14 protein-coding genes are annotated in these 15,547 nt (G+C 71.6%); 6 read left to right on the forward strand and 8 right to left on the reverse strand.

Features of this window, described 5'->3' with window-relative positions:
• Position 1: 1 nt before the first annotated feature.
• Positions 2-505, reverse strand: coding sequence for an Lrp/AsnC family transcriptional regulator (locus BX286_RS26445; protein WP_042814156.1), 504 nt, complete (start codon positions 503-505; stop codon positions 2-4).
• 169 nt (positions 506-674) lie between these two features.
• Between BX286_RS26445 and BX286_RS26450 the strand changes: the two genes are divergently transcribed.
• The 3 genes from BX286_RS26450 (at position 675) to BX286_RS26460 (ending at position 4,008) form a co-directional block, all read left to right on the forward strand.
• Positions 675-2,114 (forward strand): gamma-aminobutyraldehyde dehydrogenase, encoded by a 1,440-nt coding sequence (locus BX286_RS26450; RefSeq protein WP_121016468.1) that lies wholly within the window; start codon positions 675-677, stop codon positions 2,112-2,114.
• 128 nt (positions 2,115-2,242) lie between these two features.
• Complete coding sequence (locus BX286_RS26455) at positions 2,243-3,421, forward strand: spermidine/putrescine ABC transporter substrate-binding protein (protein WP_100862780.1); 1,179 nt, start codon at positions 2,243-2,245, stop codon at positions 3,419-3,421.
• A gap of 77 nt (positions 3,422-3,498) precedes the next feature.
• Positions 3,499-4,008 carry a hypothetical protein gene (locus tag BX286_RS26460; protein WP_100862779.1) on the forward strand — a complete coding sequence of 170 codons (510 nt, stop codon included), beginning with the start codon at positions 3,499-3,501 and terminating at the stop codon, positions 4,006-4,008.
• Here BX286_RS26460 and BX286_RS26465 read toward each other — a convergent pair.
• The 5 genes from BX286_RS26465 to BX286_RS26485 all read right to left on the reverse strand — a co-directional run bounded on the left by BX286_RS26465 (position 3,975) and on the right by BX286_RS26485 (position 8,955).
• Positions 3,975-5,186: a serine hydrolase gene (locus tag BX286_RS26465; RefSeq protein WP_121016469.1), complete on the reverse strand. Its 1,212-nt coding sequence runs from the start codon at positions 5,184-5,186 to the stop codon at positions 3,975-3,977. The two genes, BX286_RS26460 and BX286_RS26465, sit on opposite strands and share 34 nt — an antisense overlap.
• Before the next feature lie 149 nt (positions 5,187-5,335).
• Positions 5,336-6,037, reverse strand: coding sequence for a response regulator transcription factor (locus tag BX286_RS26470; protein WP_079430020.1), 702 nt, complete (start codon positions 6,035-6,037; stop codon positions 5,336-5,338).
• Positions 6,034-7,206: a sensor histidine kinase gene (locus BX286_RS26475; protein WP_079430021.1), complete on the reverse strand. Its 1,173-nt coding sequence runs from the start codon at positions 7,204-7,206 to the stop codon at positions 6,034-6,036. Before BX286_RS26475 ends, BX286_RS26470 begins: the two co-directional genes overlap by 4 nt.
• Entirely contained in the window at positions 7,203-7,901 is a 699-nt protein-coding gene (locus tag BX286_RS26480; RefSeq protein WP_079430022.1) for a glycerophosphodiester phosphodiesterase, read from the reverse strand. Before BX286_RS26480 ends, BX286_RS26475 begins: the two co-directional genes overlap by 4 nt.
• Before the next feature lie 28 nt (positions 7,902-7,929).
• The gene (locus BX286_RS26485) at positions 7,930-8,955 is read right to left on the reverse strand and encodes an adenosine deaminase (protein WP_079430023.1); all 1,026 of its coding nucleotides are present in this window, start codon (positions 8,953-8,955) and stop codon (positions 7,930-7,932) included.
• A gap of 107 nt (positions 8,956-9,062) precedes the next feature.
• On the opposite strand from BX286_RS26485, the gene BX286_RS26490 reads away from it, so the two are divergent.
• Positions 9,063-9,803, forward strand: coding sequence for a DUF4190 domain-containing protein (locus BX286_RS26490; RefSeq protein WP_123995269.1), 741 nt, complete (start codon positions 9,063-9,065; stop codon positions 9,801-9,803).
• Between the two features lie 91 nt (positions 9,804-9,894).
• Here BX286_RS26490 and BX286_RS26495 read toward each other — a convergent pair whose 3' ends face one another.
• Positions 9,895-11,481 carry a TROVE domain-containing protein gene (locus BX286_RS26495; protein ID WP_121016471.1) on the reverse strand — a complete coding sequence of 529 codons (1,587 nt, stop codon included), beginning with the start codon at positions 11,479-11,481 and terminating at the stop codon, positions 9,895-9,897.
• Between the two features lie 487 nt (positions 11,482-11,968).
• Positions 11,969-12,523, reverse strand: coding sequence for an NADAR family protein (locus tag BX286_RS26500; protein ID WP_187344194.1), 555 nt, complete (start codon positions 12,521-12,523; stop codon positions 11,969-11,971).
• Between the two features lie 182 nt (positions 12,524-12,705).
• Between BX286_RS26500 and BX286_RS26505 the strand changes: the two genes are divergently transcribed.
• Both BX286_RS26505 and BX286_RS26510 read left to right on the forward strand, forming a co-directional pair.
• Positions 12,706-14,220 (forward strand): gamma-aminobutyraldehyde dehydrogenase, encoded by a 1,515-nt coding sequence (locus tag BX286_RS26505; protein ID WP_121016475.1) that lies wholly within the window; start codon positions 12,706-12,708, stop codon positions 14,218-14,220.
• Positions 14,221-14,293: 73 nt separating this feature from the next.
• On the forward strand, positions 14,294-15,544 hold the full coding sequence (locus tag BX286_RS26510; protein ID WP_121016477.1) for a PotD/PotF family extracellular solute-binding protein: 1,251 nt from the start codon (positions 14,294-14,296) through the stop codon (positions 15,542-15,544).
• The last annotated feature ends 3 nt before the right edge of the window (positions 15,545-15,547 follow it).

Below are 15,547 nucleotides of genomic sequence, written 5' to 3' on the forward strand. Positions count from 1 at the left end.
GCTATCGAGTTCCCCACATGTAGGTCTGCTTCTTGAGCTTCAGGTAAACGAAGCTCTCGGTTGATCGCACGCCGGGGAGCGTGCGGATCTTCTTGTTGATCGTTTCGAGCAGGTGGTCGTCGTCCTCGCAGACGATCTCCACCATCAGGTCGAACGACCCGGCGGTCATCACGACGTATTCGCACTCGGCCATGGCGGTCAGGGCGTCGGCCACCGGGTCGAGGTCGCCCTCGACGTTGATGCCGACCATGGCCTGGCGCCGCAGACCCACGGTGAGCGGGTCCGTGACGGCGACGATCTGCATGACGCCCTGGTCGAGCAGCTTCTGTACGCGCTGGCGCACGGCCGCTTCGGAAAGGCCCACGGCCTTGCCGATCGACGCGTAGGGGCGCCGGCCGTCCTCCTGCAGTTGCTCGATGATCGCCAGGGACACAGCATCGACCGAAGGGGACGGTTGTCTGTTCCTGGAATCTGCGCTTCGACTGACCACGACGCCACTGTGCACGAGGAGTCGTCGGTTCCGCAACCCGTAACCGATGAAATCCGTTGCGGATGGTCTCTTAATGCACGGATTTCGTAGTTGGCCGGGTCTGGCTCTGTCGAAAGCGTCGCCCGAGGGGCTACCCTTGGGACTCGTCTCAATCGTTGGACATGTGATCAGGAGAGTGGCTGTAGTGACCACCGAACTGCGTCGTCTGCGCAACTACATCGGCGGGGAGTTCAAGGACGCCGCCGACGGGCGGACCACCGAGGTGGTCAACCCGGCCACCGGCGAGGTGTACGCGACCGCCCCGCTGTCGGGGCAGGCCGATGTGGACGCCGCCATGGCCGCCGCCGCTGCCGCCTTCCCGGCCTGGCGCGACACCACCCCCTCCGAGCGGCAGAAGGCCCTCCTGAAGATCGCGGACGCCTTCGAGGCGCGTGCGGAGGAGCTGGTCGCCGCCGAGTCGGAGAACACCGGCAAGCCGCTGGGCCTGACGGCCAGCGAGGAGCTGCCGCCGATGGTGGACCAGATCCGCTTCTTCGCGGGCGCCGCGCGCCTGCTGGAGGGCCGCTCGGCCGGCGAGTACATGGAGGGGATGACCTCGATCATCCGCCGTGAGCCGGTCGGCGTCTGCGCCCAGGTCGCGCCGTGGAACTACCCGATGATGATGGCCGTGTGGAAGTTCGCCCCGGCGATCGCCGCGGGCAACACCGTCGTCCTCAAGCCCTCCGACACCACCCCGGCCTCCACGGTGCTGATGGCGGAGATCATCGACTCGATCCTGCCCAAGGGCGTCTTCAACGTCGTCTGCGGCGACCGCGAGACCGGCAAGGCCATGGTCGAGCACTCCACCCCGGCGATGGCCTCCATCACCGGCTCGGTGCGCGCCGGCATGCAGGTCGCCGAGAGCGCCTCCAAGGACGTCAAGCGCGTCCACCTGGAGCTCGGCGGCAAGGCCCCGGTCGTGGTCTTCGAGGACGCCGACCTGGCCAAGGCCGTCGAGGACATCGCCGTCGCCGGCTACTTCAACGCCGGCCAGGACTGCACCGCCGCCACCCGCGTGCTCGTGCACGAGTCGATCCACGACGAGTTCGTCGCCGCGCTCGCCAAGGCCGCCGCGGAGACCAGGACCGGTCAGCCGGACGACGAGGACGTGCTCTACGGCCCGCTGAACAACCCCAACCAGCTGAAGCAGGTCGCGGGCTTCATCGAGCGCCTGCCCGCCCACGCCAAGGTCGAGGCGGGCGGCCACCAGGTCGGCGAGAAGGGCTTCTTCTACGCCCCGACCGTGGTCTCGGGCCTGAAGCAGGACGACGAGATCATCCAGAACGAGGTCTTCGGCCCCGTCATCACCGTCCAGTCCTTCTCGGACGAGGCCCAGGCGCTGGAGTACGCGAACGGCGTCGAGTTCGCCCTCGCCTCCTCCGTCTGGACCAAGGACCACGGCCGCGCGATGCGCATGTCCAAGAACCTCGACTTCGGCTGCGTGTGGATCAACACCCACATCCCGCTCGTCGCCGAGATGCCCCACGGCGGCTTCAAGAAGTCCGGCTACGGCAAGGACCTCTCCGCCTACGGCTTCGAGGACTACACCCGCATCAAGCACGTGATGACCTCGCTCGACGGCTGAACCGGCCCGGCGGCAGGTGACCGGCGCGCACGGACGTACCGCGCACTGATCACCGCAGGCCACTGAAGGGGCGGGTGGTAGACAAGTTGTCTATTGCCCGCCCCTTCGCGTTGACCGAGGCTGAGCCCATGCCTGAACTCCCCTTCTCCCGCCGCGCGGCGCTGCGCGGCCTCGGTGCCGCGGGCCTGCTGGCCGCCCTCACCGGCTGTGGTGTCCCCGCCGCCTACGTCCCGGAGGACCGCAGGCAGGGCCAGGACCTCTCGGAACAGGAGCGGAGCCTGGCCTTCTCCAACTGGCCGCTGTACATAGACACCGACGACGAGGACGAGGAGAAGCGCCCGACCCTGGACGCCTTCACCGAGAAGACCGGCATCGCGGTCCGGTACACCGAGGAGATCAACGACAACGACGAGTTCTTCGGCAAGGTCAGCCCGGCCCTGATGAACCACCAGGCGACCGGCCACGACCTGGTGGTGGTCAGCGACTGGATGGCCGCCCGCTTCGTCCACCTGGGCTGGGCCCAGAAGATGGACCGCTCGGCGCAGGCCAACGTGGCGAAGAACCTGGACCCGCAGCTACGTTCCCCCGCCTTCGACCAGGGCCGGCTGCACACCGTCCCCTGGCAGTCCGGGATCACCGGCATCGCCTACAACCGCAAGGCGCTGGGCCGGGAGATCAAGTCCGTCCAGGACCTGTGGCACCCGGACCTGGCGGGCAAGGTGACCCTCTTCTCCGGTCTCGACGAGTCCTTCGCCCTGCTGATGCAGGGCAACGGCACCGACACCACCCGCTGGACCGAAGCCGACTTCCACCGGATGTGCGACCAGGTCGAGAGCATGGTGAAGAAGAAGCACATCCGCCGCTTCACCGGCAACGACTACACCTCCGATCTCGGCAAGGGCGACGTCCTGGCCTGCCAGGCCTACTCCGGTGACGCCATCCAGCTGAAGGCCGACAACCCCGACATCGAGTTCGTGGTCCCCGAGGAGGGGGCCGAGCTGTGGGCGGAGAGCCTGCTCATCCCCAACCTCGCCCGCCACAAGACCAACGCGGAGGCGCTGGTCGACTACTACTACGACCCGGCGGTGGCGGCGGAGCTGGCGGCGGCGGTCAACTACGTCTGCCCGGTCCCCGCCGCCCGCGAGGTCCTGGCCGCCTCCCCGGACAAGAAGACCGCCGAACTGGCCCAGAACCCGCTGATCTTCCCGGACGACGACATGCGCAAGCGCCTGGTCGTGGCCCGGGACATCTCCTCGGCCGAACGCCGCACCTTCGCCCCGCGCTGGAACGCCATCGTCGGACTGTGAGCACGACCGCCCGACAGGATTGAACATGTTCAGGAGTTTTGCTGAACGTGTTCAGTTCTGCGTGTAGGCTCCCTGTCATGAGCGAGAGAAGCGCCCTCCAGCGGCGGATCCGTGCCTGGCTTGTGCTGTTCCTGGTCTGCCTGGTCCTCAGCGGGCTCACCGCCTTCCCCCTGGTCACCGAGCTCCACTGGGCCAACGGACTGGTCTCCAGCCAGTGGCTGCGCAGAGTGGGGGACGGACTGGACCGGGCCGACTCCGATTACCCCTTCCTCCTCTACGGAACCGACTGGCTCGCCTTCGCCCACCTGGTGATCGCGGTGTTCTTCTACGGGGTCCACCGCGACCCGGTCCGCAACATCTGGATCGTCGAAGCCGGCATGGTCGCCTGCGCCGGCATCATCCCCCTCGCCCTGATCTGCGGGCAGGTCCGCGGCATCCCCTTCGGATGGACCCTGATCGACATGTCCTTCGGAGTCTTCGGGATCCTGCCCCTGCTGGTCCTGCGCCGCCTGATCAAGCGGCTGGAGGGCCTGCAGGAGGCGGAGGGCCGCGGCTACTTGGCGAAGGCCGCGCCGATGATGCCGTAGGCCACCGCGTTCATGTCCCGGCCCTTGGCGTCGGTGGAGTTCACCGAGTAGACCAGGGTGCGCGACAGGTCGCGGGTGCCGCCGATGACCGTGCTGTAGCCGTAGCGGGAGCCCGTCTTGCCGTAGAGCTTCGTGCCGCCCGGAAGGGTGAACTCCTTCAGGCCGGCCGTCTGCACCGCGTGCTCGCCGGTCTTGCTCTCGGCGTCCGGCACATCGGGGACGGTGAACATCTCCTCCAGCTGCGCCCTGGGCACCACCCGGCCGCCGAACAGCGCCGTCGTGAACCGCTCCAGGTCCGTCGTCGTCGATATCAGGTCCCCCGCCGCCCAGTTGGACGAGGAGTTCCAGTCCGACACGTCGACCAGCGAACGGCTGCCGTCGGCCTGCCGCACCGCCTGGTAGCCGTGGTTGTACGGGCCCGGTATGCGGTTCTGGGTACGGGACGGGAACGAGGTGTGGTGCAGGCCCAGCGGCTTGATGATCCGGTCCCCGACGGCCTTCTCGTACGTCGTGCCCGTCAGCTTCTCGATCAGCACGCCCAGCACCGTGTAGTGGATGTTGCTGTACCGCTGCTTCTTCCCGGGCCTGAACTCCGGCCCCTTGGCCACCGCGTTGGCGATGAGCGCGTGCGGGTCGACCAGGTCGAAGCGGTGGGCGTACTCGTCCTCGAAGGCGTCTCCGGGGCCGTCGGCGGACTGCAGCCCGCTCGTGTAGTCCAGCAGCTGCCGCACCTTCACCGGCTCGAAGCCGGGCAGCAGCCCCGGCAGGTAGTCCTGCACCGGCCGGTCCAGGTCCACCCTGCCCTCGGCGGCCAGCTGGAGCACCACCGCCGCCGTGAAGGTCTTGGTCACCGACCCGGCCCGGAAGCGGGCGTCCTCCACCGCCGCGCGCCCGCTGCGGACGTCCGCCACGCCGGCGCTGCCGCGCCAGCTGCCGCTGGTACCGCTCACCCGGACCAGTGCGGCCGTGGCGTCCTTGTTCTGCGGCCCGACCCCCTCGATCGCCTTCCGCAGCGCCGCCGCGTCCGGCGGGGCGGAGAAGACCGGGGACGGGACCGACGCGGACGCCGACGCCGGTACCGGAGCCGGCGCCGGAGCGGCCTGGGCGGCGGCCACCGGTCCGGCGGCGATGCCCAGGACCAGAGCGGTGGCGACGAGCGTGCGCGTACGTGTCTTCATGACGGTTCCCCCTGTGTGCGAGCCGGGCGGCCCGCTGCCCCCCGATGACCTCAATGCTCCAGGTCACAGGGGTATTTGCGGATCACCATCAGGAGTGGTCTTCAGCGGTACGACAACTCACCGGCGCGGGGGAGACGCTCCGCCGCCACTCACTCCCCAGAGGGAGATACCCGAGAGGGACCCGCCGAGCCCGCCGCGATCAGCCCCGTCTCGTAGGCGCAGATCACCGCCTGGATCCGGTCCCGCAGACCCAGCTTCGCCAGCACGTTCCCCACGTGCGACTTCACCGTGTGCTCGCTCACCACCAGCGCCGCCGCGATCTCCGCGTTCGACAGCCCCCGCCCCAGGTGCAGCAGCGTCTCCCGCTCGCGGGCCGTCAGCACCTCCAGCCGCTGCGCCGCCTGGGCGGGCAGGGCCGGGGGCCGGGCCGTCGCCGCCGTGTACTCCTCGATCAGCCGCCGCGCCACCGACGGCGCCAGCAGCGACTCGCCCGCCGCCACCACCCGCACCGCGTGCACCAGGTCGTCCCGCCGCACGTCCTTCAGCAGGAACCCGCTCGCCCCCGCGTGCAGCGCCTCGTAGACGTACTCGTCCGAGTCGAAGGTCGTCAGCATCACCGTCCGGCACGCGCCCCGCGCCGAGATCGCCCGGCAGGCCTCGATCCCGTCCAGCACCGGCATCCGGACGTCCAGCAGCGCCACATCGGGGGAGAGCCGCTCCACCGCGTCCACGGCCGCCGCCCCGTCCCCGACCTCCGCCACGACCTCGATGTCCTCCTGGACGTCCAGGATCATCGCGAAGCCGCTGCGCACCAGCTCCTGGTCGTCGGCCACCACCACACGGATCGTCACGTCCCCACCTCCAGCGGCGAGGTTACAAGCACCGTGAAACCGCGCCCGTCGGCTCCCGGGCCGGTCCACGCCGTCCCGCCGTGCGCCGCCGCCCGCTCGCGGATCCCGATCAGCCCGTGCCCGCCCGCAGCGCCCTCGCCCGGCCCCCGGCCGTCGTCCACGACCCGGACCGCCAGCTCCCGCGGCCCGTACTCCAGACGCACGTCCACCGCCGAGGCCCCCGCGTGCTTCACCACGTTGGTCAGCGCCTCCTGCACCACCCGGTGCACCGTCGCCTCCAGCGCCGCCGGCAGCTCGCGCACCTCGCCCGTCCGCTCGTACGACACCGCCAGCCCGCTCGCCCGCACCCGGTCCACCAGCGCCCCGAGCTCACCGATCCCCGGCTGCGGAGCGCGCGGAGCCGCCTCCTGCGTCCGCAGCACGCCCAGCATCGTCCGCAGCTGCGCCATCGCGTCCCGCCCCGTCCCCGCGATCGCCTCGAACGCAGCCTCCGCCCGCTCCGGGGCCCGGCGGACCGCCACCGGCCCGGCCTCCGCCTGCACCACCATGATGCTGACGGCGTGCGAGAGGATGTCGTGCATCTCCCGCGCGATGCGCGCCCGTTCACGCGCCGCCGCCTGCTCCGCCTCGATCCGGTTCGCCCGCTCCAGCTGCGCCGCCCGGTCCTCCACCGCCGCCGTGTACGCCAGGCGCGTGGCCTGGAGCCGGCCGAGCGCGAACGCCGCCGCGAACACGAACAGCGAGAACAGCAGCTCCCTGGCCGTACCGGTGTTGAGCCCGACGGACACCGCGATCACCACGACCAGGGCCGCCGCGGCCGCCAGCCGCTCCCGCGCCGGCCGCAGCAGCGCGAGCGAATAGACGCAGACCAGCCCGGCGTACGGCAGCGGCTGCCCGGGACCGTCCAGCGCCAGCCGGTAGACCGAACCGGCCGCGATCACCCCCAGCAGCGCCGCCACGGGAGCCCGGCGCCGCCACAGCAGCGGCACGTTCCCCGCCGTCGTCAGCAGGTACGCCGTCCAGGTCGCCGGGGAGTCCGCCGGGTCGCGGGGCACCACGAACGGGATGGTCGCCGCCACCTGCACCAGCAGCGTCAGCCCCGCGTCCCGCCAGCGCGGATCCGCCCGCAGGACCCGCTCGCGCAGCCGCTCGCCGAGCCCGTGCCTCACCGCCCGAGCTCGGCCCGTACGGCGGCCAGCGCGTCCAGCCTGTTCGTGGTGACGGAGTCCACCCCGGCCCGCAGGAGGGCGCGCATCGACCGCTTGGTGTCCGGGGTCCACGCCGACACCAGCAGCCCGTCCCGGTGCAGGGCGTCCGTGAGCTCCCGGGTGACCAGCCCGAAGCGGTAGTTGAGCCAGCGCGGGGACACCGCGTCGATCAGCACCCGGCGCGGCGGGGACAGCGTCGTCCAGGTCAGTGCGATCTCCGCGCCCGGGTCGGCGGCGCGCACCGCCAGCATGGTGTCCGGCCCCGCGCAGTAGTACGTACGGTCACGGGCGCCGCACTCGCGCACCAGGTCGACGACGGTCCGCACCGCCTCGAACGTGGCCCCGGGCAGGTCGATCATCAGCCGGCCGGCCCCGGCCGCCATCAGCGCCTCGCGCAGGGTGGGGACCGCGCCCCCGGCGAGCTCCTTCAGCTGCGGGGCCGTCACGGCGTCGAGCCGCACGTCGTGGCCCCACAGCCGCTCCAGCGTCTCGTCGTGCAGCAGGACCGGCACGCCGTCGCGGGTCAGCCGCACGTCCACCTCCACCGCGTCGGCCCCGCGCGCGAACGCGGAGCCGATGGAGGCGAGGGTGTTCTCACGGACTCGGTAGGGATCGCCGCGGTGGCCGACGGCAGTCAGGGTGCTCATGACCCCCATTCTCGGGGGCCGGAGCGATCAAGGGGAGTCAGCGGGCCAGCCATTCGGCGGTGTACGCGTCGATTTCCGCGGTCAGCCGCGCCTTGCCGGCCGGATCCAGGAAGGAGGCCTCGACGGCGTTCTTCGCGAGCTGCGCGAGGCCGCGCTCGTCGAGGCCGAGGAGGCGGGCGGCGACCGCGTACTCGTTGTTGAGGTCGGTGCCGAACATCGGCGGGTCGTCGCTGTTGATGGTGACGAGCACCCCGGCCTCCACCATCTGCTTGACCGGGTGCCGGTCGAGGTCGGTCACGGCGCGGGTGGCGATGTTGGAGGTCGGGCAGACCTCCAGGGCGATGCGGTGCTCGGCGAGGTAGGCCAGCAGCTCCGGGTCCTGCGCGGCGCTGGTGCCGTGGCCGATGCGCTCGGCGCCCAGTTCGCGGATGGCGTCCCACACGGTCTCCGGGCCCGTGGTCTCGCCGGCGTGCGGCACGCTGTGCAGGCCGGCCGCCCGGGCCCGGTCGAAGTACGGCTTGAACTGCGGGCGCGGCACGCCGATCTCCGGGCCGCCCAGGCCGAAGGAGACCAGGCCCTCGGGGCGCAGGTCGACGGCGAGGCGGGCGGTTTCCTCGGCGGCCTCCAGGCCGGCCTCGCCGGGGATGTCGAAGCACCAGCGCAGGATGACCCCGAGCTCGGACTCGGCGGCCTTGCGCGCGTCCTCGATGGCCTCCATGAAGGCGCGCTCGTCGATGCCGCGGCGGGTGGAGGAGTAGGGGGTGATGGTCAGTTCGGCGTAGCGGATGTTCTGCCGGGCCATGTCGCGGGCGACTTCGAAGGTCAGCGTGCGCACGTCGTCGGGGGTGCGGACCAGGTCGACGACCGACAGGTAGACCTCGATGAAGTGCGCGAAGTCGGTGAAGGTGAAGTAGTCGGCCAGGGCCTCGGGGTCGGTGGGGACCTTGGAGTCGGGGTGGCGGGAGGCGAGTTCGGCCACGATGCGGGGGGACGCAGAGCCGACGTGGTGGACGTGGAGTTCGGCCTTGGGCAGCCCCGCGATGAAGGGGTGCAGGTCGGACATGGGGGCCTCCGGTGGGACGCTGGTGCGGGCAGGTCTGCCTCATCGTAGGCAGGCCCGGCGGTGTCGGCGGCAGCGCTTAGCATGGCTGTACGAGAGGGGGGCGCCGTATGACCGACCAGAGCCCTGAGCCGAGGGACCCGTGGGCGCCGCCCGAAGGGGGTGCGGCCGCGCCGGGCGGGAGCCCGCAGCAGACCCCGGGGACCCCGGGCGCGCCGTCCGTGCACGACCGGCAGACGGTCGCGGGCATGCCCGGAGCCCACTGGCCCCCGCCGCCGCAGGCGTCCGGACCGGCCTCCGCGCCGGGCCCGGGCCCCGCGCCCGCGGCGCCGCCGATACCTGGCGCCGGGTACGCGTACCCGGCCCAGAGCGGCTACGGGCAGCCCGGCCCGGCCGCGGCCCAGCCGCCCGGGTACGGCTACCCCGGCTACCCGCCCCCCGCGGGCTACCCGGGCACGCCCGGCTACCCGCCCGCGGCCAGCTATCCCGGCTATCCCGGCTACCCCGGCCCCACCGGGTACCACGCGTACGGCCCGGGCCCCAGCAACGGGTTCGGCGTCGCCGCGCTCGTCCTCGGCATCCTCTCCGTCGTCGGCTGCGTCACCAGCTTCCTCGCCGTCGCGCTGGGCATAGCCGCGGTGGTCTTCGGCGTGCTCGGGCGGGGCAAGGCGAACCGGGGCGAGGCCACCAACGGCGGCGTCGCCCTGGCCGGCACCATCCTGGGCGCGATCGGCATCGTGCTCGGTGCCGTGATCCTGGTCATCGCGTTCACCGGGATCGTGTCGGACACCTTCGAGGAGACCCCGGACGGCGGCTCGCACTCGAACACCCAGGTGCGCGAACGGGTCTGAGCCCCGGCAGCGCGCGAGCGCGGACGCGGCGCAGGGCCGGCCCCGGGCAGCGGTTGCCCGGGGCCGGCCCTGCGCTGTTGCCGCGGCCCGCCTACGCCGCCCACGGCCAGTCGGCGTCCTGGCCGCCCTCGATCAGGGAGACCATCCGGAACGCGGCGTCCGTGAGCCCGCCGAAGGTGTGCCGGTTCGCCGCCCCGGAGGGCGCGTGGCCCACCTGGTACCCGGCCAGGTTCCAGGTGTAGACGGGGACCTCCCGGGGGACCTGGGCCGTCGGGTCACCCCCGTACGCGTACGTGGCCTGCTCGTCGGTGACGATCAGGACCCGGTCGTGGTCCCGGTAGTGCCGGCGCACGGCCTCCGCCGTGTTGGTACCGCCGAGGCTCTTGAACCGCTGGAGCACCTTGAGCACCGACTCGCCCCGCCGGTACGCGACCTCCTTGCTGCCGGTGCCGAACTGGACCAGGTCCGCCCGCTCCGCCCGCAGGGCCAGCGCCGCGCCGAACACGGCCGCCGCGTCCGCCCGGTTGAGCTGCGAGCGGGCCGACAGCGGCGACCACATGGAACCGGAGCGGTCGACCAGGATCAGCGTCCGCCCGGACAGCTGCGGCACGTTGGCCAGCGAGAGCCGCAGCGCCTTCTCCAGCGGGTACGACCAGCGCAGCGAGGGCGCGTGCTGGTAGGCGGCCAGGTAGCGGAAGGGGAACTGCCTCGACCGGGCGACCGACTCGGGATCGCTGATCTTCGCGGCGACCTCCTGCGCCACCGCGTCCGAGACCCCGGCCCGGTCGAAGTTGCGCAGGTTGCGCAGGAGCGCCATCGACCCCATGGACGGGATGACCGCCTCCCAGGCGGCCGCGTCCATCGGCCCCTGGAGCCAGCCGGCCAGCGCCTCCCAGGTCATGCCCGCCTCCGCGAGCCGGTCCGCCCCGCCCTTCCCCGTGACCACGTCCCGGCGCCGCTCGACGGGGACGTCCATCAGCTCCTGGTGGGCGGCCAGGGCGCGGTCGCCCGCCGGCGCCTCGGCGGTCTCCGGGTGGTGGCGGCGGTCGAGGGCGTACCGGAACAGCTCGCCCTGCCCGGGCTTGGCCGGGTCGGGGGAGGCGTGGACCAGGTTCAGGACGTCGCCGAAGCGGAAGCCCTTGGACGCGGTGTCGTACTTCAGCAGCGAGGCACCGGAGTAGAGCCGGCGCACGGCGTCGGCGACGCCGCGCTTGACGGGCTTGGGCACGTTGCGCCCGTGGGCGGCCGTCCAGTAGGCCAGCAGCTCGCCGGGCTCGTCGGCGCGCAGCAGTACGGAGTCCACCACCCCCCGGTTGGAGGGCCCGTCCGTCGCGCCCGCGTCGAGGCGTGCCTTGACGTACTCGGCGGCGCCGACGAGGGAGGCCGTGCGCATGCTGCCGTCGCGGCGCAGCCAGTGCAGCAGGCCGGCGGTCCACTCCGGGTCCTTGACGGCGAGCTTGCGCACCAGCGCGCGGAAGCGGTCGTCGCGGGCCTCGCCGGACTCGTAGGCGCTGTCCTGCGTGACGAAATTGGCCACGGCCAGCAGGAACAGCTCGGAGCGGGCGTCGCGCGCGAAGCCGGGGCTGCCGTGGTGGTTGGCGGCGCGGCGGCCGGTGGAGCGCACGGGAGAGGCGGGTGCGGTCGCGGCCTTGGACGCGCGCTGGTTGAAGCGGGCCATGTGAATCCCCCCGAATTCAAAGGAAGAGCGGGGAGGCGCGCCGTGCGGGGGATGCCCGAGATCGGAGTCGGTGACGGTACATATGCCCGGCGAGCTTCCAAGCTGCTCCACCGGCCCTCACCCTCGCGGGTGTCGGGCCGGGTGGGATTCGAACCCACGGCCTCCGGGTCCCGGAAGTAACCGTCGCCTGCGCACCGGGCATCCCCCACGCGGGCCTCCCGAGATCAGATGGGGCGGCGGCGTGATTTCTGCGAGAAGTAGCCGCCGCCGGGCGCACCGGGAGGTGCGTGACGAGTAGGTGTCCAGAGATCGAGACCGGCGAAACACAAGGTGCTCTGCCAACTGAGCTACACCGGCACGAGTACCGGTGGCGGGACTCGAACCCGCGACCGCCCGATGATGAGTCGAAGGAGGTCTCGCCTTCGCACCTGGACGACGTTCACGTTAGGGCCCGCCCCGCACGCGCCGCCACGCATTTACGGAGCCCTCAGGACGCGTCCTCACGCAGCCGGGTACGGGCCTCCATCAGCGCGAAACCCAGCAGGTTCAGGCCACGCCAGCGGGCCGGGTCCAGGGCCCGGTCGTCGTCGGGAGCCAGGCCCACGCCCCAGACGCGGTCCACCGGGCTCGCCTCCACCAGCACCCGCGACCCCGTCCCCAGCAGGTACGCCCGCAGCGCCGGATCCGAGCCGAACTTGTGCACGCTGCCCTCCACGACCAGCGCGAACCGCTCCCGCTCCCACACCGCGTCGTCGAACCCGCGCACCAGCCGCCCGGCCTTCTTCGCCCCGGCCGGAGTACGCGCCTCCAGCGCGGCCCGCTCGGCCTGCGGATCCCCGAAGAGGCGGGCCTTCCCGGCCATCATCCAGTGCTCGGCCGTGGCGTACCGGACGTCACCCACAGTGAAGGGGGAGGGCCACCACTGGCTCAGGCAGCTCGGCCCCAGGCTGCCGTCCGGCCGCGGCCGGTGGCCCCAGAAGGGCAGGAACTTCACCCGCTCACCTCGGCTGACCTGCCCGATCAAAGCGTCGATCTTGTCCATGCACGCGAGTCTGCCAGCCACCACGGACACTTCGTACGGGATTTGCGGCGCGCCTCGACACATGGTCGACCGATCCCGTCGCGTAATCAAAAGGCAACAACGGAATCACTTGGCGGAGGAGGAGGCCTCTGCCAGGATCGGCACTCAATTCGAGCTGTAGCTACGGAGAGCGTGAGAGCGTGATGGGTAACCGCTTCCAGGTCAAGGACCGCTTCGCAGACGGCGCGCAGTACATCGACGGACGGCTCCGCGCCGGTACCTCTGGACGGTCGCACACCGTGGTCGACCCCGCCACCGGGCAGGACGTGCTCACCTACGAGCTGGCCGGCCCGGCCGACGTGGACGAGGCCGTCGCCGCCGCCAAGCGGGCCTTCCCGGCCTGGTCGGCCGCCACCCCCGGCGAGCGCTCGGACGCCCTGCACCGGCTGGCCGCCGTCCTCGCGGAGCAGGCGGAGGACTTCGCGTACGCCGAGTCGCTGCAGTGCGGCAAGCCGCTCAAGCTGACCACCGAGTTCGACGTCCCCGGGACCATCGACAACACGGCCTTCTTCGCGGGCGCCGCCCGCCACCTCCAGGGCCAGGCGGCGGGCGAGTACTCCGGCGACCACACCTCGTACGTACGCCGCGAGGCCATCGGGGTCGTCGGCTCCATCGCCCCCTGGAACTACCCCCTCCAGATGGCCGCCTGGAAGATCCTCCCGGCCGTCGCCGCGGGCAACACCATCGTCCTCAAGCCCGCCGAGCTCACCCCGCTGACCTCCCTGATGTTCGCCCAGGCGGCCAAGGAGGCGGGGATCCCCGACGGGGTGATCAACATCGTCACCGGCGCCGGCCGCGACGCGGGCGAGCACCTGGTGGGCCACCCCGACGTGGTGATGACCTCCTTCACCGGCTCCACCGCCGTCGGCAAGCGGGTGGCCGAGATCGCCACCGCCACCGTCAAGCGGCTCCACCTCGAGCTCGGCGGCAAGGCCCCGTTCGTGGTCTTCGACGACGCCGACGTGGAGGCCGCCGCCCACGGCGCCGTCGCCGCCTCCCTCATCAACACCGGCCAGGACTGCACCGCCGCCACCCGCGCCTACGTCCAGCGCCCCCTGTTCGAGGCCTTCACCGCCCGCGTCGCCGAGCTGATGGAGAGCGTCCGCCTCGGCGACCCCTTCGCGCCCACCACCGACCTCGGCCCGCTGGTCTCGCACGCCCAGCGCGACCGGGTCGCCGCCTTCGTCGAGGGCGCCCGCGCGTACGCCACCGTCGTCACCGGCGGCGAGATCCCCGGCGGGGACCTGGCCGAGGGCGCCTACTACCGGCCCACCCTGATCACCGGTGCCGCCCAGGACAGCGAGGTCGTCCAGTCCGAGATCTTCGGCCCCGTCCTCGTCGCCCTGCCCTTCGACACCGACGACGAGGGCCTGGCCCTGGCCAACGACACCCCGTACGGCCTCGCCGCCTCCGCCTGGACCCGGGACCTCTACCGGGCCGGCCGGGCCACCCGCGAACTCAAGGCCGGCTGCGTCTGGGTCAACGACCACATCCCGATCATCAGCGAGATGCCGCACGGGGGCTACAAGGCCAGTGGCTTCGGAAAGGACATGAGCTCTTACTCTTTCGAGGAATACACGCAGGTCAAGCATGTGATGTACGACAACACCGCGGTGGCCGCCAAGGACTGGCACCGCACGATCTTCGGGGACCGATAAGCAACGACATGCGGCTACCGCCGCGTGGCCGCGCCGCCTGACCAGCGGCCCACCCTCCGAAAGGGCAACGCGCATGGAGCAGTTCGAGCCCGACCGCCTCTCGGCGGCGCAACTCGCCGCGATGCGGCGCAGTCTCACCAGTGGCCGCGGCGCCCTCACCCGCCGCTCGCTGCTGCGCGCCTCCGGAGCCGGGGCGCTCACCCTGGGCGGTCTCGCCGCCCTCACCGCCTGCGGCATCCCGCCCGCCAAGCGCGAGGGCGGCCAGGCGGCGCCGTCCGACGACCACTCGGAGCAGGAGAAGGAGATCAACTTCTCCAACTGGACCGAGTACATGGACACCAGCGACGACGAGAAGTCCCGCCCGACGCTGGAGGCGTTCACCAAGCGCACCGGCATCGAGGTCAAGTACACCGAGGACATCAACGACAACGTCGAGTTCTTCGGCAAGATCCGCCCGCAGCTCGCGGCCGGCCAGGACACCGGCCGCGACCTGATCGTCGTCACCGACTGGCTCGCCGCCCGCATCATCCGCCTCGGCTGGGCGCAGAAGCTCGACCCCTCGCACCTCCCGAACGCCTACGCCAACCTGATCCCGCAGTTCCGCAACCCCGACTGGGACCCGGGCCGCGCCCACAGCTACCCCTGGACCGGCATCGACACCGTCATCGCCTACAACGTCAAGGCCACCGGCGGCAACAAGGTCGACTCCGTCACCCAGCTGCTCGACGACCCCACCCTCAAGGGCCGCGTCGGCTTCCTCACCGAGATGCGCGACACCGTCGGCATGACCCTCCTCGACCAGGGCAAGGACCCGGCGAAGTTCACCACCGCGGACTACGACGCCGCCCTCGGCCGCCTCCAGAAGGGCGTCGACAGCAAGCAGATCCGGCGCTTCACCGGCAACGACTACACCGCCGACCTCGACAAGGGCGACCTCGCGGCCTGCCTCGCCTGGGCGGGCGACGTCATCCAGCTCCAGGCCGGCAACCCCGACATCAAGTACGCGATCCCGGCCGCCGGCTACATCACCTCCAGCGACAACCTGCTGGTCCCCGCCAAGGCCCGCCACAAGGCCAACGCCGAGAAGCTCATCGACTACTACTACGAGCCCGCCGTGGCCGCCCAGCTGGCCGCCTTCATCAGCTACGTCTGCCCGGTCGACGGCGTCAAGGACGAGCTGGCCAAGATCAAGCCGGAGCTCGCGGACAACCCCCTGATCGTCCCGGACAAGGAGATGGCCGCCAAGGCCCACGCCTTCCGCTCCCTCAGCAGCGAGGAAGAGACGGCGTACGAGGAGAAGTTCGCCAAGCTCATCGGCGCCTGACCG

The organism is Streptomyces sp. 3211.6, assembly GCF_003634815.1.
Taxonomy (GTDB): Bacteria; Actinomycetota; Actinomycetes; order Streptomycetales; family Streptomycetaceae; genus Streptomyces; species Streptomyces katrae_A.

Coding starts and splice junctions, on each gene's coding strand:
- BX286_RS26455 (WP_100862780.1), top strand. CDS start 2,243: ATGCCTGAACTCCCCTTCTCCCGCCGCGCGGCGCTGCGCGGCCTCGGT.
- BX286_RS26460 (WP_100862779.1), top strand. CDS start 3,499: ATGAGCGAGAGAAGCGCCCTCCAGCGGCGGATCCGTGCCTGGCTTGTG.
- BX286_RS26465 (WP_121016469.1), bottom strand. CDS start 5,186: ATGAAGACACGTACGCGCACGCTCGTCGCCACCGCTCTGGTCCTGGGC.
- BX286_RS26480 (WP_079430022.1), bottom strand. CDS start 7,901: ATGGGGGTCATGAGCACCCTGACTGCCGTCGGCCACCGCGGCGATCCC.
- BX286_RS26485 (WP_079430023.1), bottom strand. CDS start 8,955: ATGTCCGACCTGCACCCCTTCATCGCGGGGCTGCCCAAGGCCGAACTC.
- BX286_RS26490 (WP_123995269.1), top strand. CDS start 9,063: ATGACCGACCAGAGCCCTGAGCCGAGGGACCCGTGGGCGCCGCCCGAA.
- BX286_RS26495 (WP_121016471.1), bottom strand. CDS start 11,481: ATGGCCCGCTTCAACCAGCGCGCGTCCAAGGCCGCGACCGCACCCGCC.
- BX286_RS26500 (WP_187344194.1), bottom strand. CDS start 12,523: ATGGACAAGATCGACGCTTTGATCGGGCAGGTCAGCCGAGGTGAGCGG.
- BX286_RS26505 (WP_121016475.1), top strand. CDS start 12,706: ATGGGTAACCGCTTCCAGGTCAAGGACCGCTTCGCAGACGGCGCGCAG.
- BX286_RS26510 (WP_121016477.1), top strand. CDS start 14,294: ATGGAGCAGTTCGAGCCCGACCGCCTCTCGGCGGCGCAACTCGCCGCG.